The following is a 25,379-nucleotide window of genomic DNA, read 5'->3' as shown; positions in this document are numbered from 1 at the left end:
TGTTTTTCTCTGGGATTCTTATGTATCGCCGGAATGGCGTCTGTCATCCGACATCGATGCCTGCCCGGCCATCAGCCGGTGGCGCATCCGGCGAAGCGTCAGGAACACCAGCAGGAGAATGGCCGGCGCGAAAATCCCGAGCAGCGACGTGGCCGAAAAGCCGGGCCGCCATTTTTCGGCGGCCTTGACCGGATAGGCCACCAACCCCAGCAGATAATAGCTGATCGCCACTGCCGAGAGACCTTCCACCAGATGCTGCAGGCGCAGTTGCAGCCGGGCACTTCGATCCATCGACGCGAGCAATCGCGCATTCTGATTTTCGATATGGGTTTCGATCCTGGTGCGCAGCAATGCGGTGAGCTGAGCGGCGCGCTGGTTCAGCAGGGCGACCCGCTCCGTCAGCGCGGCGCAGGTGCGCATCGCGGGATCAAAGCGCCGGATCGTGAACTCGTCGAGCGACTGGAAGCCGGGAATCGGCGTCGCGCGAAGCTCCGCCAGCCGGTCGGCGACGATCAGCGCGTAGGCCTGGGTCGCCTTCATGCGATAATCGCAGGCGGCGGCGAGCGACAGAAGATCCGCCGCCTGCTGGGCGAGATCAGCCAACAGCTCGTCGTCGGTACGGTCGCGCCCCTGCAGCGATCGGCCGGAGGCCGCCAGCGCGCGCTCGATCCGGTCGACATCGCCCCACGCGGCCTGGGCTGCGGGCAGACCCAGCAGCGCGAGGTTGCGGTAATTGCCGAGCTCTTGCACCCTCTGAACCACCCGGATCAGATCTGCCGTCGCCATCCCGTTCGCGGCGACCACGAGGCGGCCGTAGCCGTCGGCGTGGATGCGAAAGTCGCTCCAAAGCCGTGCTCCGCCGGCGATGTGGCACGATACCAGATGCGACGCGCTGAACTCTGCCGCCGCCAACACCGGCTCGGCCGCACAATCATCGGCGACGATGAACAATTGCGACGCGCGGACCGCGCCGCCAGGCAAGCTTTCCGCCCAATCGATCGCAGCAGCTGCAGGGCCCTTGTCCGGACGCGTCCACGGCGCCGCCCCAAGACTGGATCCGGTGAGCGCCACCGTGACGGTACTTGCCTCGCTATGCCTTTCCCAGGCGGTACGGACCTCTGCAGACCAGCGCTGCTCGCGATGCCGCGCGCCGGCCGGCGCGGTCACGCCATCGCGATCCACCGCTGCGATCTCTGCCTCGCGCTGCTCTGGTTCGACCAGCCGGAAAAGCTGGAATATCTGCGCCGGGATGCTGAACGACGGGAAACGGCGCAAGTGCATTTCGCCGACCACCTGACGGCGTAGCGGATGCTCCCGAAAGGCTATCGTCATCGCGGTCCGTCACCGCGCGCCGGTTCGCCCGCGGCCTCGAGCGCGCTGCTCTCCTCGTCGCTGAACACGCGCGAACGAACGATGAAGCGCATGCCCTCCGGGCTTTCGAGCGACATCCCCGCGCCGCGCCCCGGCACGACGTCGATCGTCACCTGGGTATGGCGCCAATATTCGAACTGCGCCGCGCCGATCCAGACGGGCACGTCATCGGCGACATGGCCAAGCAACACGTCCTGCCCGCCGGTCTTGAACTCGCCGAGCGGAAAGCACATCGGGGCCGAACCATCGCAACAGCCGCCGGATTGATGGAACATCAGCGGACCATGGAGCGCGGTGAGCCGCGCGATCAGCGCGTCAGCTTCTGCGGTAGTCATTATGCGCGGCGGGGTGGCCATGCGCCTCTCCTTGAACGAAAAATCGACGGGCACCCGAGAAGGTGCCCGTCGTCAGGAACGCGGCGCGACAGGATCAGGGGAACGTAAAGCGACGCGCCGCCCAGCGACCTCAGAAGAAACCTAGCGCCTTGGGACTGTAGCTGACCAGCAGATTCTTGGTCTGCTGATAATGGTCGAGCATCATCTTGTGGGTCTCGCGCCCGATGCCCGACTGCTTGTAGCCGCCGAACGCCGCGTGCGCGGGATAGGCGTGGTAGCAGTTGGTCCACACGCGGCCGGCATGAATGGCGCGGCCCATGCGATAAGCGGTGGTGCCGTTGCGGCTCCAGACGCCGGCGCCCAGCCCGTAGAGTGTGTCGTTGGCGATGGCGAGAGCCTCCGCTTCGTCCTTAAAGGTCGTGACCGAAAGGACCGGGCCGAAGATCTCCTCCTGGAAGATCCGCATCTTGTTGTGGCCTTCGAGCACCGTCGGGGCGACATAATAGCCCTGTTCCAGCTCGCCGCCGAGATGCGCCCGGCTGCCGCCCGTCAGCACCTTCGCGCCCTCGTCCTTGCCGATGTCGATATAGGACAGGATCTTCTCCAGCTGGTCGTTCGACGCCTGGGCCCCGATCATCGTCGCGGGATCGAGCGGGCTGCCCTGCCGAATCTTCTCCACCCGGGCGACTGCGCGTTCGATGAACCTGTCATAGATCGATTCCTGGATCAGCGCGCGGCTCGGGCAGGTGCAGACCTCGCCCTGGTTCAGCGCGAACATTGCGAAGCCTTCGAGGCATTTGTCGAAGAAGTCGTCGTCTGCCTCCATCACATCGGCGAAGAAGATGTTCGGGCTCTTGCCGCCCAGCTCCAGCGTCACCGGGATCAGATTCTCGGACGCATATTGCATGATGAGGCGGCCGGTCGTGGTCTCGCCGGTGAAGGCGATCTTGCTGATCCGCTTGTTGGTGGCGAGCGGCTTGCCCGCCTCGACGCCGAAACCGTTGACGACATTCAGCACGCCTTCGGGAATCAGGTCGCCGACCAGGTCCATCAGCACCATGATCGACATCGGCGTCTGCTCGGCGGGCTTCAGCACCACGCAATTGCCCGCCGCGAGCGCGGGAGCGAGCTTCCACGCCGCCATCAGGATCGGGAAGTTCCAGGGAATGATCTGCCCGACGACGCCCAGCGGCTCATGGAAATGATAGGCAACGGTATCGTGGTCGATCTCGGCGATCGAGCCTTCCTGAGCGCGGACGCATGCTGCGAAATAGCGGAAATGGTCGACAGCCAGAGGGATATCGGCGGCGGTCGTCTCGCGGATCGGCTTGCCGTTGTCGATCGTCTCGGCCATCGCCAGCAGGTCGAGATTGTCCTCCATCCGCTGGGCGATGCGGTTGAGGATATTGGCGCGCTCGGTCGACGACCGTTGCGCCCAGCCATCCTTCGCCTTGTGGGCGGCATCGAGCGCCAGCTCGATATCCTCCGCAGTGGAGCGGGCGATCTTGCAGACCGGCTGGCCGGTGATTGGCGAGATATTGTCGAAATAGTCACCGCGGACGGGTTTGACCCACTGGCCGCCGATGAAATTGTCATATCGATCGCGGATAAGCGCATTACCGGCGAACCGCGCCATAGCTTCCTGAAGCATCACTTTCTCCCGGGTGAGTTTGTCGACGCGCATCAAGCGCCAATCGGGGAAAGCGGGCAATTGGACCTTAGGTCGGAAAGTCGTCAACGCGTCGGCGATTCGGTCATCGCCCGTAGAATGAAGCCTTGGAGTATTTTCCGCTATCGCTCCGGTCGCGATTTCGCCCTTGCATGGTATCCACCGTCAACCATCGGGACTGGCCAGCTAAAGCGCAGGATCGACCAGCGCTTGATATATCAGCGTACGCGACAGCGAGCGGAGCTCCGGAACCGGATAAGCGACGCCGCCAAAGGGTGCGCTGGCGCCGAGTTGCTGGACCATCCCCACGACAACGACGTCATAGGTCGGATCGACCCAGAACCATGTGCCGTACAGCCCTCCCCAATAGTAGGAGCCTTTGCCGATCGTCCCACCATGATATTGTGCGCGCGCGGGATCGAGCAGCACGCCGACGCCCATCCCATAGCCCACGCCCTCGATCGGCGTCAGCAGCCTTAGCGGCACGCCATCGGGCAGCAGGTTGCCGGTCATCAACGCGACGCTGAGAGGCGACAATATCCGCGCTCCGTCGAGTTCACCCCCATTTGCCAGCATCTGCGCAAAACGCATGAAGTCCCTGGCCGTCGAATAGAGACCGCCGACCGCCAGCAGGAATTTGGGCTTCTCTCCAGCCGCGACTCCGATCAAACACGGAAAGGATGACTGGTTCTCGGCGAGTCTGAGCTCGAGATTGCCGTCGATGACATAGGTCGGAGGGAGCCGTTCGAGCTTGTTCGGCGCGACGTCGAATCCGGTGTCCCGCATATCCAGAGGCTGGAAGATCCGGCTTTCCATGAAGCTATCGAGCCCTTGGCCGGTGATACGCTTGATGATTTCGCCCTGGATCTCCTGCTGGAGGCCGTAGCGAAAACATGTGCCCGGCTGGGCTTCGAGCGGCAGCTTCGCGAGTTTGGAGATCATGTCGTCCAATGTGCTGTCCCAAAGCCGGGCGGCGGCGTACATGGCATCGACCTTCGGATTGTACGCCCCCGCGCCCGACCCCGTCGCGAAACCCGCGGTGGTCCGCATCAGGTCGCGCATGGTGATCGGCCCCCGGAGGGGGACCAATTCGTCGCCTTCCATCACGCGAAGGTCGGCGAACTCCGGAATGAACCGGGTGATCGGATCATCGAGTTGCCACTTGCCCTCTTCATAGAGGATCATCATCGCCACACCGACGACCGGCTTGGTCATCGAGGCGATACGAAAGATCGCGTCCTCCCGCAGCGGGGCGCGCGTCTCCAGGCTTTGAAAGCCATAGCTCTGCGACTTCACCGGCTTGCCATGACGAGCGACCGTCAGGCTGACACCGGCATAGTGGCCCGCGTCGATCTCCGCCTGAAACGCGGCATCGATCAGCTTCAGCCGCTCGGTCGAAAAGCCAACGGTTTCGGGCGACATCATGCATGGCCCCCTGGCAAGGAGAGAGAGTTTCGAGTCCGGGCTCCGGACGATGACGCTCGCGCCCGTCCTTCAGCGGTCACGGCTGCCGCGAGTGTCGATTGCCCGATGGCGTGACGGCCTGTGAACTTCGTCAAGAAAGCCCCTCTCGTCGGCGACGATTCTGGGATGCCGCTGTGGATGACGATGACCGACTACCATCCATATTGAATATTACAATGGACCGCTCGGGCTGCCTTCATCTCACACAGACAATGGCCGCATCGATAGCAAATCTCATAATATATAGAGATAACGGTGTCTTAGACAGGTTCGAAATCATCATTCAAATGACGGAATGCCGAAAACGAATATTGTCTATGATTAAGTAGTAAGGGAAATTATCGGATTCAGTGCTGATCGCCCTGGCAACCCAGCCTCAACTCAATGGACAAAAACCATCGGGTCAGACTTGCGAGAAACCACCGTCCATGACGAATTCGGAGCAGGTTACGAAACTTGCGGCGTCCGAGCACAGATACACCACCCCGCCACTCATCTCGTCGGGACGTCCGAGGCGACCGATCGGATGGGCGGCGATCACCGCCTGTTCGGCGGTCGCGCGTGACGGGGCCGCGCCCAGTTCGACATAGCGATCCATGATTCCGCCTAGCATGGACGTTTCGATGCCGCCGGGGTGAACGCTGTTGCACCGGATATTGTAGCCGAGCGCCGCGAACTCGGCGCCAAGGCATTTTGACAGCATCTTCACCGCCGCCTTGCTGGTGCAATAGGCCGCATTGAAGGGCGCACCGCGAAGCCCGCCGACGCTCGAAAAATTGACGATCGAGGCGCCACCTGGCCGCGCCCGCCCGCCGGCGCGCAGCAAGGGAAGCATGGCCTGCGTGCCGATGATGACGCTGTCGACGTTGATCGCGTTCACGCGGTGAAACTCGGCGAGCGCAGTGTCCTCGAACTTGGTCACGATCGATATCGCCGCCAGATTGACGAGCGCGTCGAGCCGGTCATGGCGGCTTTCGACGAGCGCGGCGACGGCATCCCAGTCGGCGCGGCTGGTGACGTCGTGCCGGAGATATTCATCCTCTCCGGCGCCGGGCGCCCGATCGGTAAGATCGGTCGCGATGACGGTCGCGCCGGCAGCCTTCATCGCCTGGACGACGGCGCGGCCGATGCCGCCCGCCGCGCCGGTTACCACGGCCACCACATCGTTCAGGGCAATCGTCATGCGTCGATCCTCATTGCGCGGTCCAGCCGCCGTCGACGACGACCTCGGCCCCCGTCATGTAGCTGCTGTCGTCGCCGGCCAGGAAAAAGGCTGCACCGGCGAGTTCCGATGGATCTGCGAGGCGGCCGACCGGCGTGGTTGCCGCCATCGTTTCCATCAGATCCTCGGGCCGTTCGGCGAAACCCTTGTCCACCCAGCGCTGGAAGCCCGCCTGCATCAGCGGGGTGACGACGAAGCCGGGATGGATCGAATTGGCGCGGATAGGCATCTTCTTGGTCGCGAACTCGATCGCGATCGCCTTGGTGAAGAGCCGCACCGCCCCCTTGCTGGCATTATAGGCCGAGGTCTCGGCATAGCCGACCAGTCCCATGATCGAGCTGATGTTGATGATGCTCGATCCGCCGCGAACCTCCTTGCCGCTCTCCGCGAGCAACGGCACGAACTCGCGCGTGCCCAGGAAAACGCCGTCGACGTTGATGCCCATGATCCTGCGCCAGTCCGGCAGCGACAGGCTCTCGACCGGTCCGGTCAGGTCGGTGCCGGCATTGTTGACGAGGATGTGGAGCTTTCCATGGCGCTCGCGCACCATGTCGCTGGCGCGCTTCCAGTCGTCCTCGCCCGTGACGTTTGCGGCGATGTAGCTCGCATGATCGCCTAGCCGTTCGATCACCTCGCTCGCGATATTGCTATCGGGCTTGTCGAGGTCCGAGATGACCACCGAGGCACCCTCGGCGACATAACGCTCGACTATGGCGAGGCCGATGCCCCGCAAGCCGCCGGTGACGAACGCGACGCGGCCCTGCATTCGCCGATCATTAGCATTGCTCATACGCCCATGGTCCCTGCCGTGGTGGCGCCGTCGATCACATATTCGCCACCGGAGATGAATGCAGCCTCGTCGGAGGCGAGGAAGGCGACGAGGCCGGTCACCTCCTCCACCTGCGCCATGCGCTTCATCGGCGCCATGCCTTCGAACTGCCTGCGGGCCGCCGCCGGGTCCGGCGCGCGATCGATCACGCCGCGGATCAGGTCGGTTTCAACCACGCCCGGCAGGATCGCGTTCACGCGAATGCGGTAGCCCTGGTTACCGCAATGGACCGCCGCCGATTTGGCGAGCGCGACCACCGCTGCCTTGGTCACCGAATAGGCGACGAAATTGCCCATCGCCCGGAGCGCGTTCATCGATGAATTGACGATGATCGATCCGGTCGGCCCCTCGGGATTGTCGCGCATCACCCGGATCGCATGTTGCAAGGTGAGCATGACGCCGGTCTGGTTGACCCCGACGATCGCGTTCCAGCCGTCGAGGCTGATGTCCTCGACGCTGCCGTCGCCCGCTTCCATCCCGGCATTGGCGAAGGCGATGTCCAGCCGGCCATGATCGCGCCGGATTTCCGCCATCAATTGCGTCCAACCCGCTTCGTCCTGCACACGATGCGGCTTGAAGATCGCACCGGGCGCCGACGCGCAGACATCGCCCGCGGCGCTCTCGTTCGATCCCGTAAAATAGACGATGGCGCCCTCGGCCGCGAGCCGCTTCACCGCGCCCGCCCCGATCCCGGTCGTTCCGCCGGTGACCAGCGCGACCTTGCCGTCCAGCCTCTTGCTCAAGGCGCTCTCCCGCATTGTTCTGGACCTAAGTTTGACCGAATATCGGCAAGCGGCAACCTATGCTTTCGGCAAGGTGACGCGGGCGGCGCGAGACGGCAGAACAGGTCAAAAGCTATATATCCGTGGATGAGGAAGACGATCATGGCAGACCGCGATCCGGGTGCAGGCCGCAGCCCGGGAATCAGCTGGACCGATCTGATGAAGCTCGACTCGCGGCCCGCGCCGGCGTCGCTGACCGAAGAACATTATGAATATCTCGGCTCCGACGCGCTGCCCGCCGAGCGCTACACCAGCGAGGATTTCGCCAGGGCCGAGCGCGAGAAGATGTGGCCGCATGTCTGGCAATTCGCCGCGCGCGAGGAGGACCTGCCCGAGCCCGGCGATTATGTCGTCTACGAAAATGCGGGCCGCTCCTATCTGATCAGCCGCCAGGAAGACGGCACGATCCGCGCCATGCACAATGTCTGTCTGCACCGCGGCCGCAAGCTGCGCACCGAAGATGGCGCTGCCGACCGGTTCGTCTGCCCGTTCCACGGCTTTGCCTGGCACAAGGACGGCAGCTTCGACTCGATGCCCTGCAAATGGGATTTCCCGCACCTGACCGCCGACAGGATGGAGCTGCCGCAGGCCGAGGTCGCCCAATGGCAGGGCTATGTCTTCATCCGCGAGGAAGCCGGCGGCCCGACCATCGAGGAGTTTCTCGCGCCGCTGCCCGAGCATTTCAAACGCTGGCGGCACGAGGAATGCACCACCGTCATCTGGGTCGGCAAGGAGGTTCCGGCCAATTGGAAGGTCACCGCCGAAGCCTTCATGGAGGCCTGGCACACCGTGGTCACCCACCCGCAGTTGCTGCCCTTCACCGGAGACTGCAACAGCGCCTACTGGACCTGGGGCGACAATGTGAACGTCAACCTCGTACCGTTCGGCATCATGTCGCCGCACATCGATGCCGAGGGGAAGACCCAGCAATGGATCGTCGATGAGTTCGTGAAATATAATGGCCGTTCGGCGGACAATTACGAGTCATCCGACAGCCCCTTCGCGGTGCAGGTGCCCGAAGGCATGACGGCGCGCGAGGCGCTCGGCGCGGCAATGCGCGCCGGCTATACCGCGCAGACCGGCTATGACCATGAGGACGCGACCGACTCCGAGCTGCTCGACGCGCTGGTCTATAACGTGTTTCCGAACTTCGCGCCCTGGGGCGGCTACATGCCGAACATCGTCTATCGCTGGCGGCCGGGCAAAACGCCCGACAGCTGCCTGATGGAGGTCCGCGTGCTGTCGCGGGTCAAGAAGGGAGAGCCCATTCCGCGCGGCGTGCCGATGCGCCATCTCGGCCGCGACGAGCCCTGGGCGACCGCTGCCGAACTCGGCATCCTCGGCGACGTGCTCGACCAGGACATGGCCAATCTCCAATTCGTGCAGGAGGGCCTGCACTGCTCGAAGAATGGCAAGGTCCAGCTGGCCGACTATCAGGAGATCCGTATCCGCCAGTTTCACCGGACCCTGGACAAATATCTCGATGGCACGGCGGGCCCTTCCGCATGAGCGACGCGTCTGGGGAGAAGCTTCGCCCGCCGCGGGTCAACTGCGTGCTGATCTGCGGCGGCGTATGGCACGACATGGATTTCGCACGGTTGGAACTGCTCAAGCTCCTCGCCGAAGATCCGGCGATCCGCACGCGGGTGTTCGAGGATTATGAGAATGTCGCCGCCATTGCGGAGGCCGACATCCTCATCACCTACACCTGCGACGTCACCCCGTCGCTAAGGGCGCAGGAAGCACTGCGCGACTGGCTGGCGAAGGGAGGCCGCTGGTACGCTCTGCACGGCACCAACTCGGTCCTGCGCTTGCTGGAGAACGGCCTGTGGGATGCTCCGCGCTGGGCGCCGCTGATGATGGACATGCTCGGTAGCCAGTTCCTGTCGCACCCGCCGATCGCGCCCTACTGCGTCACCGTCGCCGATCCGGCGCATCCGCTAGTCGCGGGTGTCGAGCCGTTCGACACGACCGACGAACTCTATCATCTCGAGACGCACGGGAAGCTTCACGTCCTGCTCGAAACCGAATGCACCGAGCCCGGCACCGGCTTCGTCGAAGCCGCCGGCGCGCCCGGCACCCAACCGGTCTTCTACATCAAGCAGCACGGCAAGGGCGCGGTGCTTTACCTGACCCTGGGCCATTGCCGTGGCCATTATGACCTCCAGCCGATGCTCGAATGGTGGCCGACGGTCGACCGCTGCGCCTGGGACCTGCCAGTGTTCTACGACCTGTTGCGGCGTGGGATCGGCTGGATGCGCGAGCGCGAACCCGCGGCATAGCTGTCCTCCTTAGCGTTCGATACCAGCGAAGCGATCGAGCGCCACGCCCGGATCCTCGGGCCAGCGCGACAGCACCAGCAGCCTTTTATGGCCATGCGCGATCGACAGTTCGTCGGTGACGCCCATGCCGCCATGAAACTGGATCATCTCATGACCCAGTTCGATCGACACGTCGGCGACATAGGCGCGCAGCCCCTTCACCGCAGCGTCGAAATCATCGCTCTCGAAGCAGACCAGTGCGTGATTGAGCAGGCCACGGCTCTGCTCAATCGCAGCATATTGCGCGACCATGCGATGCTGGATTGCCTGGAATGTCGCGAGCGGTGCCCCGAATTGCTGACGGGTCCGCAAATATTCGAGGGTTTCGGCGAAGATGCGCTCCATGATGCCGATCGCTTCCGCAGACCGGGCGAGCGAGGCGAGCGTTTCGACCGAGGCGATCGCCTCCGCGCCGCCATCGAGCGGCTCCGCCGCCACATCGTCCAACGTCAACGACACCGCGGCGCCGCCATCGGCCATCCGCCAGCTGCGGACGCTCAAACCCGCCGCATCGGCGGCGACGAAGTACAGACCCAGGCCATCGGCAGAATTCGGCGCCCCCGCGCTCCGCGCGCTGACGATATAACCGTCGACGCTCGCTCCGGCCGGGACATAAGCCTTCGCGCCCGCGATACGACCGTCGGCATCGGCCGTGGTCTCGACCCAGATTCGGCCCGCACGGCCATTTTCTTCGGCATGCGCGAAGGCGATGCGCCGTTCCCCCGTCACCAGGGCAGGCAGCCAGTCCTCGCGCAAGCGTCCCCGCGCCGCCGCCGCGAACAGGCGTCCGGCCAGAAGAACATTCTCGATCAGCGGCTCGACGACGAGCCCGCGGCCGAGCGCTTCGAAAATAGTGGCTATGCCGGTCGCGTCGAGCGCCAGTCCGCCCGCTGCCTCATCGAACGGCGCGGCGATCAGGCCGAGTTCGCCGAGCAGCGTCCAATTCTCGGCCGAAAAGCCCTGCGGCTCGGCAAGAAACAGACGGCGACGGTCGATATCATAATTGTCCGCGACGAACCGCTCGGCCAGCGCCTTCAACAGCTCTTCATCTTCGCTCAGATCGAAATTCACCGGCAGCCCCTCTCACGCTCTCGTTGTAGCACCAAGCTGCGCGCAGCCACGCTGGGCAAAAGAATAGTCTTTGGTCGAACCGGCTTTTTCGTGGCTGAAATTACTGTACTCTGATGTCGAAGCGAGAGGGACGGAGACAAAGTTGACGATATTGTCTCAGGAGAGAATCGACGCGGTGCGGATAACTGCCGCGGCCGATATCCGCAGCGCCGCGGAGACGCTGCACGTCATCGCCACCGAAGCGGGGATGCGCGCCGCGCCCCAGCACGACATCGCCGACAAGCGTACGCCCGTTGATGCCGAGGGCAACATCCTGGCGCTCGACGTGTTCGGATGGAATGAGGAGCGCGCCTGGTGGCGCAACTCCCGCATCGCGCTGGACTCGCCGCTCACCGCCGCCTGCCGCTTCGAAAGCCAGCCCTTCTGGGTGAGCGCGGAAGGCTTCCGCACCCGCCAGCCCAACGCCTATCTCGATTCGATCGAGATCAGCAATTTCGAGGCGCGCGCCATGACCCGCGCGGCGATCGTCGTTCCGGTCCATCTGCCTTTCGGCCAAATCGGCGTCGTCAGCTTCAACCCGCTCGATCGCGATCGCACCGATCTGGAGGAGGCGTTCCTGAAATTCGGGGACGCTCTGGGGCTCTACGCACGGACCTTCATCGCCACCTATGTCCAGCTGATGGGCTCGACCCAGGCGCTGCCGCCCGGATCGCGGCTGTCGAAGCGCGAAGTCGAGTGCCTCCGCTGGGCGGCCATCGGCAAGACCGATCTGGAAATCAGCATGATCATGTCGCGAAGCCGGGCGACGGTGCGCTTCCACATCCACAACGCGTCGATGAAGCTGAATGCGGTGAACCGCAGCCAGACCGTCTTCAAGGCAGCGCAGCTGGGCTATATCACGCTCCAGAACTAACGCCGGTCCTCCAGCACCATCGCGGCGCCGCGCAGGCCAACCGCCATGGCGGGCGCGTTGGTGTTGCCGGTGACATGGCCGGGCATGACCGAGCAATCGGCGACGCGGACATTCTCCACCCCGTTCACGCGCAGGCGCGGATCGACCACCGCGTCCGCATCGCTCCCCATTCGGCACGACCGGATGCCGTGCAGCCCGCTGCTCGACAGGCGGCGAAACGCGTCCAGCAATTCATCGTCGCTGGTTAGTTGCGATCCCGGCAATTCCTCGGCGCCGATCATGTCGCCGAGTGGCGGCGCGGCCATGAAGCTGCGCATATAGCGCATCAGCCCGATCGCAGAGATGCGATCATGCTCTGTGCTCAGCCAGTTCGGCAGGATCAGCGGCGCGTCGGCTGCCTGTGGACCGGTGATCCGGATGGAGCCCTCGCTCGTGGGACGCAACAATGAACCATAGATGGTGATGCCGGGCCGCGGATCGATCTTGTCGAGCGGGACCGGATTATTGTCGTCGCCGACCTGGAAGGTGTAGCCACCCAGATAGAGTTGCGTATCGGTCCGTCCGTCGGGATGGGCGACGTTGCAGAAGGCGCCTACCTCGAACGGTCCCGTCGCCATGATGCCGTTGCGGAGCGCGAAATAGCGCAACATCGATCCGAACAGGCCGATACCGAAGAACTTCCGGTTCGTGCCGCTGCCACGATCGAGCCGATAGGGCATGGAGATCGATAGATGCTCGATCATCCGTTCGCCGACATCGGGCGAATGGACGATCGGCTCCACCCCGGCCGCCTTCACGCGCGAACCGTCGCCGATGCCCGATCGTTGGAGCAGCAGCGGACTTTCCAGCGCGCCACCCGATAGGATGACCTCGCCGCGGCAATCAAAGCGGGTAAGCTTGCCGTTAACTGTCGCCTCGACGCCGACCGCGCGCTTGCCGTCGAACAGGATCCGCTCGGCGAGCGCGCCGGTCACGATCTTCACGTTGGGCCGCTTGCGGGCTGGCGCCAGGAACGTATGCGCTGCGCTCTGCCGCCGGCCCTTGCGGATATTGTGGCTGTAGAGCCCGACACGCGGCCCGGCTGCAGCGTTGAGATCGCCGACGCGCTCGAGGCCCATCGCCACGCCAGACTCGATCATCCGCTCGGCAAGCGGATAGCTGTAGATGGCGGGATCGACATGAACCCGGCCGCCCGCGCCGCGCATCGGCCCCGGCCCCGCGGCATGATCCTCCAGGGCCATGAAGGCCTCGGTCATCGCCGCGCCGTTCCAGCCGGTCGCTCCCGCCGCCTCCCAGCCGTCATAGTCGGCGGGCTCGCCCCGGCTCCAGATCATGCCGTTGACAGCGGATGAGCCGCCAAGCCCCTTGCCGCGGATCCACACTTCGTTGAGCGGGCCGCCTTCCTCGCGCGGCTGCGCGACCGGATAGGCCCAGATATGCGCCGGATTGGTGACGAGCTTCGCCACGCCTTTCGGCAGCGTGACCCAGAAGCTGCCGTTCTCGCCCCCGGCTTCGAGGACCAGCACCGTCGATCGCCCGTCCGCGCTCAGCCGTTCGGCCATTACGCATCCCGCCGATCCAGCGCCCACGACGATATAGTCCCAGCTTTCGGACATGGCTCTCTCCCTGCCCAGCTACCTCTCACAAGTGTCAGATTTGGCCACCCTAGCGTTTTGGTGAGTCGGAGATCGGCCGACGGCGAGCGTAAACGAAAGAACCGGAATCGAACCGGATTGGGAGTGAGATGCAACCGATCGCCGAGGGCCTGTTCACGCAAGAAGCGCAACCGCGCCTGATCGGCGGCCGCAGCCGCACGTCGGGCCGGATCGTCTTCCCCTGCCCGGCGGATGCCGATCACGAGCCCTATCCGCTCAGCCGCCGCGGCAAGCTCTGGTCCTATACCATCCAGCGCTATCGCCCCAAGACGCCCCCCTATGCGGGGCCGGAAGCCTTCGAGCCCTGGGCGGTCGCCTATGTCGAGCTGCCCGGCGAGGCGATCGTCGAGAGCCGGCTCACCGATGTCGCGTTCGACGACATCGAGATCGGCATGGAGCTGGAATTGACCCAGTTCGCGTTCGCGCGCAGCGGCGGCGGCGGGCCGGTACTGATCCATGCCTTTCGCCCGGTGGAGGCCGCGCAATGAGCGACGTCTGCATCGTCGGCATCGGCATCCACCCGTTCGGCCGCACCGACGGCGTCTCGGGCATCGACCAGGGGGTGTTCGCTGTACGTCAGGCGCTGGCCGACGCGAATGTCGACTGGGCCGACATGCAGTTCGCCTATGGCGGCTCGGATGCGGCGGGCAATCCGGACACGATGGTCGATCGGCTGGGGCTGACCGGCCTGCCCTTCATCAACGTGAAGAACGGCTGCGCCACGGGCGGGTCGGCACTGTCGTCGGCGGCGATGGGGATAGGCTCGGGCGCTTATGACCTTGGGATCGCGGTCGGCTTCGACAAGCATCCGCGCGGGGCCTTCAACGCGCTGCCCGCTGAATATGGCCTGCCCGACTGGTATGGCGAGGCCGGCTATATGATCACCACGCAATTCTTCGCGGTGAAGGCGATGCGCTACATGCACGAGCATGGCATCTCGCCGACGACGCTCGGCCGGGTGGCGGAAAAGGCGTTCCGCAATGCCGTCCACGCTCCCCATGCGTGGCGGCGCGAGGCCGTATCGCTGGATGCGATCATGGAAGCGCCGATCGTCAGCGATCCCTTCACCAAATATATGTTCTGCTCGCCCGCCGAAGGCGGGGTAGCGCTGATCCTTGCCAGCGAGAAGAAGGCGCGCGAGCTGGGCAAGCCGCTCATCCGGCTGAAGGCTGCCGCGATGCGCACCCGCCCGCCCGGTTCGTTCGAGGTCTTCGCCCCCTCGATCGACATCGAACGCGGCGGCACCGCGACGCGGATAGCCTCGACCGACGCCTTCAACATCGCCGGAATCGGCCCCGAGGATATCGACGTCGCCCAACTGCAGGATACCGAGACGGGTGCCGAGATCATGCACATGGCCGAGAACGGCTTCTGCCGCGACGGCGACCAGGAACAATGGCTGGCCGAGGGCCGGACGGAGATAGGCGGCCAGCTGCCGGTCAACACTGATGGCGGCTGCCTGGCCTGCGGCGAGCCGATCGGCGCGTCCGGGCTGCGTCAGGTTTATGAGAATGTCGTGCAGCTGCGCGGCGACGGCGGCGGCCGGCAGGTGCCGAACAATCCCAAGACCGCCTATACCCATGTCTATGGCGCACCCGGCGTGTCCGCGGTGACGATCCTGGAGCGCTGATGGACATCGAGCTCTCCCCCGAAGATGCCGCCTTCCGTGACGAGGTGCGCGCCTTCCTGCGCGACAAGCTGCCCGCCGACGTGAAGGCCGGTGCTACTGCAACCCCATCGGTCTTCGTCGAGCCCGACATCGGCCAGGCATGGAACGCCGTGCTCAACGCGCAGGGCTGGCTCGGCTATCAATGGCCGGCGGAACATGGCGGCACCGGCTGGCGGCCGATGCAGCGCTATATCTTCGAAAAGGAATGCGCGCTGGCCGGGGCGCCGAACCTTACCGTGCTCAGCCTGAAGCTCGTCGCGCCAGTCATTTACACCTTCGGCACCGACGCGCAGAAAGCCTTCTACCTGCCGCGCATCCTGTCGGGCGAGGATTATTGGTGCCAGGGCTTTTCGGAGCCGGGCGCCGGATCGGACCTAGCCTCGCTTCAGTGCCGGGCGGTGCGCGAGGGCGATCGATACATCCTCAACGGCTCGAAGATCTGGACCACCCACGCGCATCACGCCAACCGGATGTTCTGCCTCGTCCGCACCGATGCGAGCGGCCGCAAGCAGGCGGGCATCAGCTTCCTGCTGGTCGACATGGATCAGCCCGGCATCTCGGTTCGTCCGATCCTGACCGCCGCAGGCGATCATGAGGTCAACCAGGTCTTCCTCGAAGATGTGGTCGTGCCGATCGAGGATCTGGTGGGCGAGGAAGGCGACGGCTGGAAGATCGCCAAGTTCCTGCTTGAGAACGAGCGTGGCGGCTCCTGCCACTCGCCCAAGCTCGGCTATGATCTCGACCAGCTCGAAGCGGCGGCCAGGACGCAAACCGATGGCCGCGGCGGCACGATGGCACGGGATTCCGACTGGCGCCGCCGCATCGCACGGACCCGGCTGGAGGTGCAGGCGCTGGAGATGATCGAGATGAAGATCATGTCCGAAATCGCCAAGGGCCGCCCGCCAGGACCACAGACCTCGCTGACCAAGCTGCTCGCGTCGAACCTGCGCCAGCGCATCGACCTGCTCGCGGTGGACCTCTACGGCGCGGCCGGGCTCCAGCTCGAGACCGCCCGGCCGCTTTATGGCGATGGTGCTCCGCCCCCCGTACATTCGCGTGCTGCCCAACTGGCGGCGCCGCGCTATCTTAACAGCCGTGCGTGGACGATCTTCGGCGGCACCAACGAAGTACAAAGTACGATCATCGCACGGTCCGTGCTGGGCCTGTGAACGAGAGTGAGGGAGTAGGATGCAACTGAGCCGCGAAGCGCTGCTGCGCGCCTATCGCCAGATGAAGCTGATCCGCGAATTCGAGGAACGGCTGCATGTGGAGATCCAGACCGGCGAGATCGCCGGCTTCACCCACCTCTATTCCGGCCAGGAAGCGGTCGCCGTCGGTGTCTGTGAGCATCTGACGGTCGAGGACAAGATCGTCTCCACCCATCGCGGCCACGGCCATTGCCTAGCCAAGGGGTGCGACGTGAACGGGATGATGAAGGAAATCTGGGGCAGCCGTGAAGGGCTGTGCAAGGGCAAGGGCGGCTCGATGCACATCGCCGATGTCGAGCAGGGGATGCTCGGCGCGAACGGCATCGTCGGTGCGGGCGCGCCGATTGCGGTGGGTGCGGCGCTTTCGGCCAAGATCGATGGCAACGGCCGCGTCTCGATCGCCTTCTCGGGCGACGGCGCCTGCAACCAGGGCACGACCTTCGAAGCGATGAACCTGGCGGTCGTCACCCAGGCACCCGCAATCTTCGTCTTCGAGAACAACCATTATTCGGAGCATACCGGCGTCGACTATGCGGTCGGCACCGCCGGAGACATTGCGAGCCGGGCGGAAGCGTTCGGGATGAAGGTGTGGCGTGCCGACGGCACCGACTTCTTCGCGGTCCACGACACGATGCGCGAACTGCTCGACTATGTCCGCGCCGGCAACGGCCCTGCGGCGGTCGAATTCGATACCGAGCGCTTCTTCGGCCACTTCGAGGGTGATCCGCAGCGTTACCGCGGCCCCGGCGAGCTCGACCGCATCCGCGAGGAGCGGAATTGCCTCATGAAGTTCCGCGCCAGCGTCACCGGAGCCAAGCTGCTCGACCACGCCGATCTCGACGCGGTCGACGACGAGGTGATGGCCAGCATCGAGGCCGCCGTCGCCGCAGCCCGTGCGGCCGAACGCCCGACCCCCGAAGACGTCCTCGCCGACGTCTACATCTCCTACTGACGGCTGGAGCGGCAGATGGCCAAGATGATGTACCGTGAAGCTGTAGTCTCGACGATCGCCGAGGAGATGGAGCGCGACCCCAATGTGGTGGTGCTGGGCGAGGATGTGGTCGGCGGCATGGGCACCGCGGGCGGCCCCGAGGCGATCGGCGGCATCTGGTCGACCTCGACCGGACTGTTCGGCAAGTTCGGGAAGGACCGGGTGATCGACACGCCGATCTCCGAAAGCGCGATCATGGGCGCGGCCGCCGGCCTGGCCCTGGCTGGCAAGCGGCCGATCGCCGAGCTGATGTTCGCCGACTTCATCGGCGTCAGCCTCGACCAGATATGGAACCAGATCGCCAAGTTCCGCTACATGTTCGGCGGCAAGACCAAATGTCCGGCAGTGATCCGCATGGCCTATGGCGCGGGCTATAACGCCGCTGCGCAGCACAGCCAGTCGGTGCACCAGATCCTGACGGGCTTTCCCGGCCTGAAGGTGGTGATGCCGTCGACCCCGGCCGACGTGAAGGGGCTGCTGCGTACCGCGATCCGCGATGACGATCCCGTCATCTTCCTCGAGCACAAGGCGCTCTATGGCGTCAGCGGTGACGTGCCCGAAGGCGACTTCGCCATTCCCTTCGGCCACGCCCGGCTCGCCCGCGCGGGCGAGGACGTCACGATCGTCTCGTCGGGCATGTTGCTCGGCTTTTGCGAACGTGTCGCCGACAAGCTGGCTGCCGAAGGCATCGGCTGCGACGTGATCGACCTGCGCACCACCAGTCCGCTCGACGAGGAAGCGATATTGGACTCGGTCGAGGTGACCGGCCGCCTGGTCGTGGTGGACGAAGCGCCGCCGCGCTGCGGCCTCGCCGCCGACATCTGCGCGATGGTCGCCGCCAAGGCGTTCGCGAGCCTGAAGGCGCCGCCGATCGGCGTCACCCCACCCCACAGCCCGATCCCGTTCGCCCGCGAACTGGAAAGCGCCTATCTGCCTTCGGACGACAAGATCGAAGCGGCGGTGCGCAAGCTGCTGGCCTGGCGCTGAGGACGGCGACGATGGCCGATATCCGACCTTTCTGCATGCCCAAATGGGGCATCGAGATGACCGAGGGCACGATCGCCGAATGGATGATCAAGGAGGGCGACGCCTTCACCCGCGGCCAGACCATCTGTCTGATCGAGACCGCCAAGATCACCAATGAGGTCGAGGCGGAATATGACGCCGTCGCCCGGCGTATCCTGGTCGGTGCGGGCGGCGAGGCCGAGCCGGTCGGCGCGCTGCTCGCCGTCTTCGCCGAACCGGCGGCGACCGACGCCGAGATCGACGCCTTCATCGCCGCCTTCCGTCCTGCCGATACCTCGGTGGCCGCCAAGGCCGGCGATAGCGCGCCGGCTCCTAACCGGGCGGAGGCCGAGCCGACGCCGGGAAAGATCGTCACCAACCGGCCGATCAGCCCCGAGGCGCTGAAACTCGCCGAGGCCGAGGGCGTCGATATTTCCACTATTGAAGGGTCGGGCCGCGGCGGGCGGATCACCTATCAGGATGTGCATCAGGCGGTATGTCCCGAAGCATCGCCGGCGCTGCGCGGAACCGTGCCGCTCGATATCGAGGCCGCGAAGATCTTCGCCTCGCCGCTCGCCCGGCGGATCGCCGCACGGCACGGCATCGACCTGTCCGCTTTGAAGGGTACCGGCCCGCGCGGCCGCATCTCGAAGCATGACGTGCTCGCGCTGGTGCCCCAGCCTTCCTCGGTTGGCGCGGGGACGCCCGCCTTCGTGGCGGTCGATAACCGCCCGCAGATCGTCCCGTTCGACAAGATCCGCAAGATCGTCGCCCGGCGGCTCACCGACGCGAAGCGCGATATTCCCCATTTCTATCTGCGTGTCAGCGTCAGCGTCGACGCGTTGATTGAATTGCGCCGGACGGCCAATGTCGTGCTCGGCGCGAAGGCGAGCCTCAACGACTATATCGTCAAGGCGACCGCGATGGCGCTGGTCCGCCACCCCGACGTCAACGTCCAGGTCCATGGCGAGGCGGTCCATCGCTTTCCCCATGCCGACGTCGCGATCGCGGTGGCGAGTCCGAAGGGTCTGGTGACGCCGATCATCCGGCAAGCCGATCGCATGCGCATCGACCAGATCGCGGCGGCGACCCGCGCGTTGATCGACAAGGCCAATGCCAGCCGCCTCGCCTTTGAGGACATGGACGGCGGCACCTTTTCGGTTTCCAACCTCGGCATGTTCGGAATCGAGGAGTTCGACGCGATCATCAATCCGCCGCAGGGCGCGATCCTCGCGGTCGGCGGGATCGAGCGTGTCGCGGTAGAAGACGGCGACGGTTTCGCCTTCGAAAGCCGTATGCGTTTGACGCTGTCGGTCGACCATCGCGCAATCGATGGCGCCGCCGGTGCGCAGTTCCTGGCTACACTCAAGGGGCTGATCGAAGCGCCCGAGACATTGTTCGCCTGATCATCGAAAGGAGTCCCCATGCCCGGCATCGGCCCGATCAAGGCGCTCGGCGATATCGTCCAAATGGCCTATCTGCCATCGGACTTCGACGCGGCGTTGCGCCACTGGACCGAGACGGTGGGGGTCGGCCCCTTCTTCATTTTGGAGAATATCCGGCTCGGCGAGATGCGCTATCGCGGCCAGCCGACCGACGCGCGCTTCTCGATCGCGATCGGCTATTGGGGAGATATCCAGATCGAGCTGATCCGGCCCGACAATGACGCCCCGTCAATTTATAGCGGCGAATATGCGGTGAAGGACCGGCTCCACCACATCTGCATCTTCGTAAAGTCGATCGACGAGGCACGCCGCGCCTGTGCGGCGGTCGGCGCGGAAATCCTGGTCGAGGGCAAGGTCGGCGACAGCGGCGAGGTGATCTATGTCGACGCCGGGGGCGGCCCCGGCCATGTCGTCGAGCTGCTTCAGCCGATGGCCGGATCCGAGGGCCTGTTCGACATGATGCGGGAGGCCGCGCGAAATTGGGACGGATCGGAGCCGGTCCGGGTGCTCGGATGACGATCAGGCCGTGATCTCCGCCTTTTTCGCCTCGGCCGCTGCGATCATCGGCGCGGGATCGAAATAATAGGGCTTGATCTCGCACACCTTGCCGTCGCGAAAACGGAACAGTTCGCAAAGCTCGGCAGGCGCGAGGCTCGGATCGGCGAAGCGAAAGGCGACCACGGTGATCGCATAGTCGCCGCCGACGGTGGTCTGGATGCGGTCCAGCCCGGCGACGTCGACCATGCCCATCACCTTGGTGAACAGCTCGCGCAAAGCATTGCGGCCCCGATAGACGCCGGCCATCGGTAGGCCATCGGCCTCCGTGACGAAGAAATCGTCGGTCAGCATCGACGCCGCCTTGTCCCAGTCGCCGGTGCCCGTCGCGGTATAGAGATCGTCGATGAACTGTTCGATCTGCTCAGGGGTCATGCCCATGCGTCAGTCTCCTCTCCCTGCCGGTTCTCCTCCATTTGCCCCGAGGCGGAAGCTAGCGATATGAATAGCCCGGCAGATCAGAGGCCCGCGCTATAGTCGCCATGTGGGCCAAGAACCGAGAGGATAGGCGTGAAGGAAAGCTGGCAACCGCTGATCGCCCAGGATGAATTTCCCGAAGAGGGCAAAGTCGCTGCCAGGCTGGGCGGCTGGCACGTGCTGGTGGTACGCGACGACGACGGCTTCCATGCCGTCAACGATCGCTGCACCCACCAGGCCTCGCGCCTGTCGGGCGGCAAGATCCGGCGCGGCGCGGTGATGTGCCCGCTCCACGGCGCGCGCTTCGAGGTCGCGACAGGGCATTGCATCGGTGGCGCGTACAAGGACCTGCGGCGCTTTCCGGTGCGTGTCGAGGGCGGCATGATCGAAATCGCCGTGCCCGACGCGCCCCCGGCGATGGACGAGATACCGGTCACCGTCTGAACCCCCTCGCCATTCCCACAGGTTCGCATCGACGGCCGCGCGGCTAATCTCCTTGCCATATAGAGGAGAGATGCCATGCCCTTCACCGGCCCCGCCGAGGACCGGCTCGCGATCCGCGAGCTGATCGAGACCTATGCCGACGCGGTGACGCGCAACGACGCCGAAGCCTGGGGCGCGACCTGGGCCGAGGATGGCCAATGGTCGCTGCCCGATTATCCCGAGCTCGGCACCACCCGTGGCCGCCCCGCCATCGTCGCGATGTGGATCGAGGCGATGAAAGGTTATCCGGGCATCCTGTTCCAGGCGTGGCCGGGATCGATCGAGGTCGATGGCGATCGCGCGGTGGTGCGCAGCTACACCTCCGAAGTCTATGATCAGGATGGCGCGACCAAGCGTGACCGTGGCCGCTATGAGGATGTCTGCGTCAAACGCGATGGCCAATGGCTGTTCAAAAGCCGCAGCTTCCGCAACATGCACCGGCAGGGCTGATCGAGCGATGGTCACCAACCGGTTCTGGCGGCTGGACAGCCGTCCGCAAGGCCAGGATTTCGCCGCGGCGCTGAGCCTTCAGCAGGAGGAGTTGCCGCCGCTGGCGGATGGCGAGGTGCGCATCCGCAACCATTATCTGTCGATGGACGCCGGGACCCGCATGTGGATGAGCGCGCGCACCGACGGCTATAATCCGCCGCTGCCGCTCGGCACCAAGATGGTCGGGCTCGGCGTCGGCCGGGTGACGGAGACGCGCGACCCGCACTTTGCCGAAGGCGCGCTGGTGCGCTGTTTCGGGCAATGGGCCGATTACACCACCATCGCCGGCGACGGTTTCGGCATGGCGCTGCTTGACGAGACCGTCGATGACGAGCGCGAGCATATCGGCGCGCTGGGCCTCAACGGCTGGACCGCGCTGCTCGGCATATCCGAGACCGCCGCCGTCCGCCGCGGCGAGTGGGTCGCGGTGTCGGCAGCGGCGGGCGCGACGGGCAGCCTTGCCTGCCAGATCGCCCGCAACCTCGGCGCGCGGGTGATCGGCATCGCCGGCGGCCCCGAGAAGAAGCGCTATCTGGCGGAGGCGCTCGGCGTCGATGTCGCGATCGACTATCGCAATCAGGATGTCTCGGCCGAACTGGCGCGCATCGATGGCGGCGTGGACGTCTATTTCGACAATGTCGGCATGCCCCTGCTCGACCAGGTGATCCCGCACATGGCGCTGCGCGGCCGGATCGCCGTGTGCGGCCTCGTCGCGACTTATGACAGCGAGACGCCGCTGCCCGGCCCCGCCGCCTTCGATCAGGTCCTGATGAAGCGGCTTCGCATCGAGGGTTTCTTCCTGCCGGACTATCTTGATCGCGCCGGGGATTTCTACGCCACGCTGCGCGCCTGGGCCGATGAGGGCCGCCTGTCGCTGCCGTTCGACCAGACCGACGGGCTTGAGAATGTGCTCCTTGCCTATGGGCGGATGCTGAGCGGCAAGAATATCGGCAAGGTCATCGTCAAGCTGGACCACTGATGCAGGTCGTAAGCTGGTGGCATATCGAAAGATGGAGGAAAGCTTGACGGCAGGGCGACCGCGGGTGGCGGCCATGACGCTGGCCTCGATGGCCATCATGGGCAGTGTCGGCGCGGCCGCGATCCAGGATGACGCGGTCTCCGATCCGAATAATTGGGCGGCATTCGGCCGGACGGCTGGCGAACAGCATTTCTCGCCGCTCACCGGGATAAGCGACGCGAATGTGAACCGGCTCGGCCTGGCCTGGTCGATGGACCTGCCGCCGCAGAACTCGGTGTCGACCCCGCTCGCGGTCGATGGCGTCCTCTACACTGCGACCGGCTATAGCGTCGTCCGCGCGATCGACGCGGCGACCGGCAAGCTGATCTGGGAATATGATTCCAGGGCTGCCGAGCTGGCCGGGCGCAAGCTCCGCCAGGGCTGGGGGATACGCGGTCTCGCTTATGGCCAGGGCCGGATCTTCGTCGGCACGCATGACGGACGGCTCGTCGCGCTTGACCGCCGCACTGGCGATGTCGCCTGGGAAGCGCGCACGCTGCCCCTCGACAACGCCAGCTTCATCAGCGGCCCGCCGCGCTATTTCGACGGCAAGGTGATCATCGGCTTCGGCGGCGGCGACGTCAGCGCGGTGCGCGGCTATGTCACGACCTATGACGCGGCGACCGGCCGCCAGCTGTGGCGCTTCCACACCGTACCCGGCAATCCCGCAGACGGCTTCGAGAACGATGCCATGAAGATGGCCGCGAAGACCTGGGCTGGCGAATGGTGGAAATATGGCGGCGGCGGCACGGTGTGGAACGCCATGACCTATGATCGCTCGACCAACTCGATCATCCTGGGCGTCGGCAACGGATCGCCCTGGAACCACAAGATCCGCAGCATGGGCCAGGGGGACAATCTGTTCCTCGCTTCGGTGGTCGCGCTTGATGCCGACAGCGGCGCGTACAAGTGGCACTATCAGGTCAATCCGGGCGAAAGCTGGGACTATAACGCGTCGATGGACATGGAGCTTGCCGATCTGACGATCGACGGCAAGCCGCGTCAGGTGCTTATGACCGCGCCGAAGAACGGCTTCTTCTACGTCATCGACCGCACCAACGGTGAACTGATCTCCGCAGAGCCGTTCGTGAAGGTGAGCTGGGCCAGCCGCATCGACAGGGCGACTGGCCGGCCGATCGAGCATCCCGACGCACGCTATCCCGACGGCAAGACCTTCACCATGTGGCCTTCGCCGGTAGGCGCACACACCTGGCTGCCGATGGCGTTCAGCCCGCAGCATCGCCTCGCCTATATTCCGGCGATCGAGATGGCGACCAGTTACAACGATGTCGGCATCACCCGGCAGAATTGGGTGCGGACCCCCGGCAACGCCGTCGATGGCGCGGCGATTCCCAACTTCGTCGTGAAGGACGCCGGTCCGCTCAACGGTACCAGCTCGCTGCTCGCCTGGGACCCCGTGGCGCAGCGCCCGGCCTGGAAGGTGCCGACGCCGGGACCGTGGAACGGCGGCGTGATGGCGACCGCGGGCAACCTCGTCTTCCAGGGCCGGATCGACGGGACGTTAAACGCCTATGCGGCAGACAGCGGCAAGCGGCTGTGGAGTTTCGCCGCGCAGGCCCCGGTCACCGCGGCGCCAATCAGCTATGGGGTGAAAGGCGTCCAATATGTGACTGTGCTGACCGGCATGGGAACCAGCGGATCGGCCTTTGGCCCCCTCCTCCCGGTCAACATCGATTATCGCACCCAGGCGCGGCGGATCCTGACCTTCCGGATCGGTGGCCGCGCCACCCTGCCCGCCACGCGGCCTGCGCCGATCGCCCCGGCCGAAGACGTTTCGTTCGCCTCGGCGCCTGCCGTCGAGGGCCAGGGAGCGATCGCCTATGCGCAACATTGCGCGGTCTGCCATGGCGTCGATGTGGTGGCGGCGGGCCATGCGCCCGATCTGCGCGCCTCGACGATTCCGCTCGACGACGCGGCGTTCGCCACGGTCGTGCGCGACGGAGTTCTCCAGGCCAACGGCATGCCGCGCTTCGAAGAGTTCGACGACGCGAAGCTCGGCGCGATCCGCCAATATATCCGCAGCATGGGCGCGGCATGGCGTGCCCGGCTGGCCGCCAAACACTGAACTCGAAGGACACGAGATGCGGATCATCGTCGCGGGATGGCTGAGGTTCGATGGCTGCGATTGCGCGGAGATCATCCGCGGCGGCGGCCGCCATATCGCCGAGAGCCGGGCGGAAGAAGGCTGTATCGCCTATGACTGGGCGGTCGACCCGCTTGAGCCGTCGAAGATCAACGTCTTCGAGGCGTGGGGTTCGCCACAGGCGCTGGGCGGTCATTTCCGCCATGCATCCTACCGGGCGATGCGCGCTCATCTCGAGACCTTCCCGATGACCGGCTTCGACGTGAAGCTGTACAGCGTCGCGGGCGTCGAACCCGTCTACACCGCCGAAGGTCAGCCACGCGACGCCATCTTCGGAATATCGATAGCGGCCGGCTAGCGACA

25 protein-coding genes are annotated in these 25,379 nt (G+C 65.1%); 15 read left to right on the top strand and 10 right to left on the bottom strand.

The genetic code is table 11. The annotated features are described in order from the left end of the window. Positions 1 to 18: 18 nt before the first annotated feature. From ASE00_RS00240 to ASE00_RS00210, 7 genes are all read right to left on the bottom strand, one after another. The gene (locus ASE00_RS00240; RefSeq protein ID WP_056376776.1) at positions 19 to 1,332 is read right to left on the bottom strand and encodes a DUF3422 domain-containing protein; all 1,314 of its coding nucleotides are present in this window, start codon (positions 1,330 to 1,332) and stop codon (positions 19 to 21) included. Next, on the bottom strand, positions 1,329 to 1,727 hold the full coding sequence (locus tag ASE00_RS00235; RefSeq protein WP_056376774.1) for a DUF779 domain-containing protein: 399 nt from the start codon (positions 1,725 to 1,727) through the stop codon (positions 1,329 to 1,331). Before ASE00_RS00235 ends, ASE00_RS00240 begins: the two co-directional genes overlap by 4 nt. Positions 1,728 to 1,836: 109 nt before the next feature. Beyond that, on the bottom strand, positions 1,837 to 3,357 hold the full coding sequence (gene adh, locus ASE00_RS00230) for an aldehyde dehydrogenase (RefSeq protein ID WP_056379122.1): 1,521 nt from the start codon (positions 3,355 to 3,357) through the stop codon (positions 1,837 to 1,839). A gap of 204 nt (positions 3,358 to 3,561) precedes the next feature. Beyond that, a complete protein-coding gene (locus tag ASE00_RS00225) occupies positions 3,562 to 4,800 on the bottom strand; it encodes a serine hydrolase domain-containing protein (RefSeq protein ID WP_056376773.1) in 1,239 nt (412 codons plus the stop codon). Between the two features lie 442 nt (positions 4,801 to 5,242). Beyond that, positions 5,243 to 6,022 (bottom strand): SDR family oxidoreductase, encoded by a 780-nt coding sequence (locus tag ASE00_RS00220; protein ID WP_056376771.1) that lies wholly within the window; start codon positions 6,020 to 6,022, stop codon positions 5,243 to 5,245. A 10-nt stretch (positions 6,023 to 6,032) separates the two neighbouring features. Beyond that, a complete protein-coding gene (locus ASE00_RS00215) occupies positions 6,033 to 6,827 on the bottom strand; it encodes an SDR family NAD(P)-dependent oxidoreductase (RefSeq protein WP_235538476.1) in 795 nt (264 codons plus the stop codon). A 20-nt stretch (positions 6,828 to 6,847) separates the two neighbouring features. Further along, a complete protein-coding gene (locus ASE00_RS00210; RefSeq protein ID WP_235538475.1) occupies positions 6,848 to 7,633 on the bottom strand; it encodes an SDR family NAD(P)-dependent oxidoreductase in 786 nt (261 codons plus the stop codon). A gap of 141 nt (positions 7,634 to 7,774) precedes the next feature. Between ASE00_RS00210 and ASE00_RS00205 the strand changes: the two genes are divergently transcribed. Continuing rightward, positions 7,775 to 9,181: an aromatic ring-hydroxylating oxygenase subunit alpha gene (locus ASE00_RS00205; protein WP_056376765.1), complete on the top strand. Its 1,407-nt coding sequence runs from the start codon at positions 7,775 to 7,777 to the stop codon at positions 9,179 to 9,181. Next, the gene (locus ASE00_RS00200; protein ID WP_056376763.1) at positions 9,178 to 9,954 is read left to right on the top strand and encodes a ThuA domain-containing protein; all 777 of its coding nucleotides are present in this window, start codon (positions 9,178 to 9,180) and stop codon (positions 9,952 to 9,954) included. Before ASE00_RS00205 ends, ASE00_RS00200 begins: the two co-directional genes overlap by 4 nt. A gap of 9 nt (positions 9,955 to 9,963) precedes the next feature. Here the strand turns inward: ASE00_RS00200 and ASE00_RS00195 are convergent, their stop codons facing one another. Beyond that, positions 9,964 to 11,064, bottom strand: coding sequence for an acyl-CoA dehydrogenase family protein (locus tag ASE00_RS00195; RefSeq protein WP_056376761.1), 1,101 nt, complete (start codon positions 11,062 to 11,064; stop codon positions 9,964 to 9,966). A gap of 142 nt (positions 11,065 to 11,206) precedes the next feature. Here ASE00_RS00195 and ASE00_RS00190 point away from each other — a divergent pair, with 142 nt between their 5' ends. Beyond that, entirely contained in the window at positions 11,207 to 11,977 is a 771-nt protein-coding gene (locus ASE00_RS00190; protein ID WP_056376759.1) for a helix-turn-helix transcriptional regulator, read from the top strand. Here the strand turns inward: ASE00_RS00190 and ASE00_RS00185 are convergent. Beyond that, positions 11,974 to 13,593: a GMC family oxidoreductase gene (locus ASE00_RS00185; protein ID WP_056376757.1), complete on the bottom strand. Its 1,620-nt coding sequence runs from the start codon at positions 13,591 to 13,593 to the stop codon at positions 11,974 to 11,976. The two genes, ASE00_RS00190 and ASE00_RS00185, sit on opposite strands and share 4 nt — an antisense overlap. 128 nt (positions 13,594 to 13,721) lie before the next feature. On the opposite strand from ASE00_RS00185, the gene ASE00_RS00180 reads away from it, so the two are divergent. Genes ASE00_RS00180 through ASE00_RS00150 form a run of 7 tightly spaced genes read left to right on the top strand, consistent with a single transcriptional unit; the run spans position 13,722 to position 20,466 of the window. Continuing rightward, positions 13,722 to 14,120 carry a Zn-ribbon domain-containing OB-fold protein gene (locus ASE00_RS00180; protein WP_056376755.1) on the top strand — a complete coding sequence of 133 codons (399 nt, stop codon included), beginning with the start codon at positions 13,722 to 13,724 and terminating at the stop codon, positions 14,118 to 14,120. Continuing rightward, the gene (locus ASE00_RS00175) at positions 14,117 to 15,262 is read left to right on the top strand and encodes a thiolase family protein (RefSeq protein ID WP_056376753.1); all 1,146 of its coding nucleotides are present in this window, start codon (positions 14,117 to 14,119) and stop codon (positions 15,260 to 15,262) included. Before ASE00_RS00180 ends, ASE00_RS00175 begins: the two co-directional genes overlap by 4 nt. Continuing rightward, a complete protein-coding gene (locus tag ASE00_RS00170) occupies positions 15,262 to 16,470 on the top strand; it encodes an acyl-CoA dehydrogenase family protein (protein ID WP_056376752.1) in 1,209 nt (402 codons plus the stop codon). The genes ASE00_RS00175 and ASE00_RS00170 overlap by 1 nt, the downstream gene beginning before the upstream one ends. A 19-nt stretch (positions 16,471 to 16,489) precedes the next feature. Beyond that, positions 16,490 to 17,461: a thiamine pyrophosphate-dependent dehydrogenase E1 component subunit alpha gene (locus ASE00_RS00165; RefSeq protein WP_056376749.1), complete on the top strand. Its 972-nt coding sequence runs from the start codon at positions 16,490 to 16,492 to the stop codon at positions 17,459 to 17,461. Positions 17,462 to 17,476: 15 nt separating this feature from the next. Then, on the top strand, positions 17,477 to 18,487 hold the full coding sequence (locus ASE00_RS00160; RefSeq protein ID WP_056376747.1) for an alpha-ketoacid dehydrogenase subunit beta: 1,011 nt from the start codon (positions 17,477 to 17,479) through the stop codon (positions 18,485 to 18,487). 11 nt (positions 18,488 to 18,498) lie between these two features. After that, positions 18,499 to 19,911: a 2-oxo acid dehydrogenase subunit E2 gene (locus ASE00_RS00155; RefSeq protein ID WP_056376745.1), complete on the top strand. Its 1,413-nt coding sequence runs from the start codon at positions 18,499 to 18,501 to the stop codon at positions 19,909 to 19,911. 18 nt (positions 19,912 to 19,929) lie between these two features. After that, on the top strand, positions 19,930 to 20,466 hold the full coding sequence (locus ASE00_RS00150) for a VOC family protein (protein ID WP_056376744.1): 537 nt from the start codon (positions 19,930 to 19,932) through the stop codon (positions 20,464 to 20,466). A gap of 3 nt (positions 20,467 to 20,469) precedes the next feature. Here the strand turns inward: ASE00_RS00150 and ASE00_RS00145 are convergent, their stop codons facing one another. Continuing rightward, complete coding sequence (locus ASE00_RS00145) at positions 20,470 to 20,886, bottom strand: nuclear transport factor 2 family protein (RefSeq protein WP_321163992.1); 417 nt, start codon at positions 20,884 to 20,886, stop codon at positions 20,470 to 20,472. Positions 20,887 to 21,015: 129 nt separating this feature from the next. Between ASE00_RS00145 and ASE00_RS00140 the strand changes: the two genes are divergently transcribed. From ASE00_RS00140 to ASE00_RS00120, 5 genes are all read left to right on the top strand, one after another. Then, positions 21,016 to 21,366: a Rieske (2Fe-2S) protein gene (locus ASE00_RS00140; protein WP_056376743.1), complete on the top strand. Its 351-nt coding sequence runs from the start codon at positions 21,016 to 21,018 to the stop codon at positions 21,364 to 21,366. A gap of 75 nt (positions 21,367 to 21,441) precedes the next feature. Further along, entirely contained in the window at positions 21,442 to 21,855 is a 414-nt protein-coding gene (locus ASE00_RS00135) for a nuclear transport factor 2 family protein (protein ID WP_056376741.1), read from the top strand. Between the two features lie 7 nt (positions 21,856 to 21,862). Next, the gene (locus ASE00_RS00130) at positions 21,863 to 22,873 is read left to right on the top strand and encodes an NADP-dependent oxidoreductase (RefSeq protein WP_056376740.1); all 1,011 of its coding nucleotides are present in this window, start codon (positions 21,863 to 21,865) and stop codon (positions 22,871 to 22,873) included. A 73-nt stretch (positions 22,874 to 22,946) separates the two neighbouring features. Further along, a complete protein-coding gene (locus tag ASE00_RS00125) occupies positions 22,947 to 24,998 on the top strand; it encodes a PQQ-dependent dehydrogenase, methanol/ethanol family (protein ID WP_235538474.1) in 2,052 nt (683 codons plus the stop codon). A 16-nt stretch (positions 24,999 to 25,014) separates the two neighbouring features. Then, positions 25,015 to 25,374, top strand: a complete 360-nt coding sequence (locus tag ASE00_RS00120) for a putative quinol monooxygenase (RefSeq protein ID WP_056379118.1) — start codon at positions 25,015 to 25,017, stop codon at positions 25,372 to 25,374. Positions 25,375 to 25,379 lie beyond the last annotated feature (5 nt).

The organism is Sphingomonas sp. Root710, assembly GCF_001429065.1.
Lineage (GTDB): Bacteria > Pseudomonadota > Alphaproteobacteria > Sphingomonadales > Sphingomonadaceae > Rhizorhabdus.
The sequence above is the reverse complement of the archived record's forward strand: the minus strand, read 5'-3'. Positions and strand labels throughout refer to the sequence as shown.

Bases quoted from the DNA above. Each gene is read 5' to 3' on its own strand.
- ASE00_RS00240 (WP_056376776.1), bottom strand. From the start codon at position 1,332: ATGACGATAGCCTTTCGGGAGCATCCGCTACGCCGTCAGGTGGTCGGC.
- ASE00_RS00235 (WP_056376774.1), bottom strand. From the start codon at position 1,727: ATGGCCACCCCGCCGCGCATAATGACTACCGCAGAAGCTGACGCGCTG.
- adh (WP_056379122.1), bottom strand. From the start codon at position 3,357: ATGCTTCAGGAAGCTATGGCGCGGTTCGCCGGTAATGCGCTTATCCGC.
- ASE00_RS00225 (WP_056376773.1), bottom strand. From the start codon at position 4,800: ATGATGTCGCCCGAAACCGTTGGCTTTTCGACCGAGCGGCTGAAGCTG.
- ASE00_RS00220 (WP_056376771.1), bottom strand. From the start codon at position 6,022: ATGACGATTGCCCTGAACGATGTGGTGGCCGTGGTAACCGGCGCGGCG.
- ASE00_RS00215 (WP_235538476.1), bottom strand. From the start codon at position 6,827: ATGCAGGGCCGCGTCGCGTTCGTCACCGGCGGCTTGCGGGGCATCGGC.
- ASE00_RS00205 (WP_056376765.1), top strand. From the start codon at position 7,775: ATGGCAGACCGCGATCCGGGTGCAGGCCGCAGCCCGGGAATCAGCTGG.
- ASE00_RS00200 (WP_056376763.1), top strand. From the start codon at position 9,178: ATGAGCGACGCGTCTGGGGAGAAGCTTCGCCCGCCGCGGGTCAACTGC.
- ASE00_RS00185 (WP_056376757.1), bottom strand. From the start codon at position 13,593: ATGTCCGAAAGCTGGGACTATATCGTCGTGGGCGCTGGATCGGCGGGA.
- ASE00_RS00180 (WP_056376755.1), top strand. From the start codon at position 13,722: ATGCAACCGATCGCCGAGGGCCTGTTCACGCAAGAAGCGCAACCGCGC.
- ASE00_RS00175 (WP_056376753.1), top strand. From the start codon at position 14,117: ATGAGCGACGTCTGCATCGTCGGCATCGGCATCCACCCGTTCGGCCGC.
- ASE00_RS00170 (WP_056376752.1), top strand. From the start codon at position 15,262: ATGGACATCGAGCTCTCCCCCGAAGATGCCGCCTTCCGTGACGAGGTG.
- ASE00_RS00165 (WP_056376749.1), top strand. From the start codon at position 16,490: ATGCAACTGAGCCGCGAAGCGCTGCTGCGCGCCTATCGCCAGATGAAG.
- ASE00_RS00160 (WP_056376747.1), top strand. From the start codon at position 17,477: ATGGCCAAGATGATGTACCGTGAAGCTGTAGTCTCGACGATCGCCGAG.
- ASE00_RS00155 (WP_056376745.1), top strand. From the start codon at position 18,499: ATGGCCGATATCCGACCTTTCTGCATGCCCAAATGGGGCATCGAGATG.
- ASE00_RS00150 (WP_056376744.1), top strand. From the start codon at position 19,930: ATGCCCGGCATCGGCCCGATCAAGGCGCTCGGCGATATCGTCCAAATG.
- ASE00_RS00145 (WP_321163992.1), bottom strand. From the start codon at position 20,886: ATGGGCATGACCCCTGAGCAGATCGAACAGTTCATCGACGATCTCTAT.
- ASE00_RS00135 (WP_056376741.1), top strand. From the start codon at position 21,442: ATGCCCTTCACCGGCCCCGCCGAGGACCGGCTCGCGATCCGCGAGCTG.
- ASE00_RS00130 (WP_056376740.1), top strand. From the start codon at position 21,863: ATGGTCACCAACCGGTTCTGGCGGCTGGACAGCCGTCCGCAAGGCCAG.
- ASE00_RS00125 (WP_235538474.1), top strand. From the start codon at position 22,947: ATGACGCTGGCCTCGATGGCCATCATGGGCAGTGTCGGCGCGGCCGCG.
- ASE00_RS00120 (WP_056379118.1), top strand. From the start codon at position 25,015: ATGCGGATCATCGTCGCGGGATGGCTGAGGTTCGATGGCTGCGATTGC.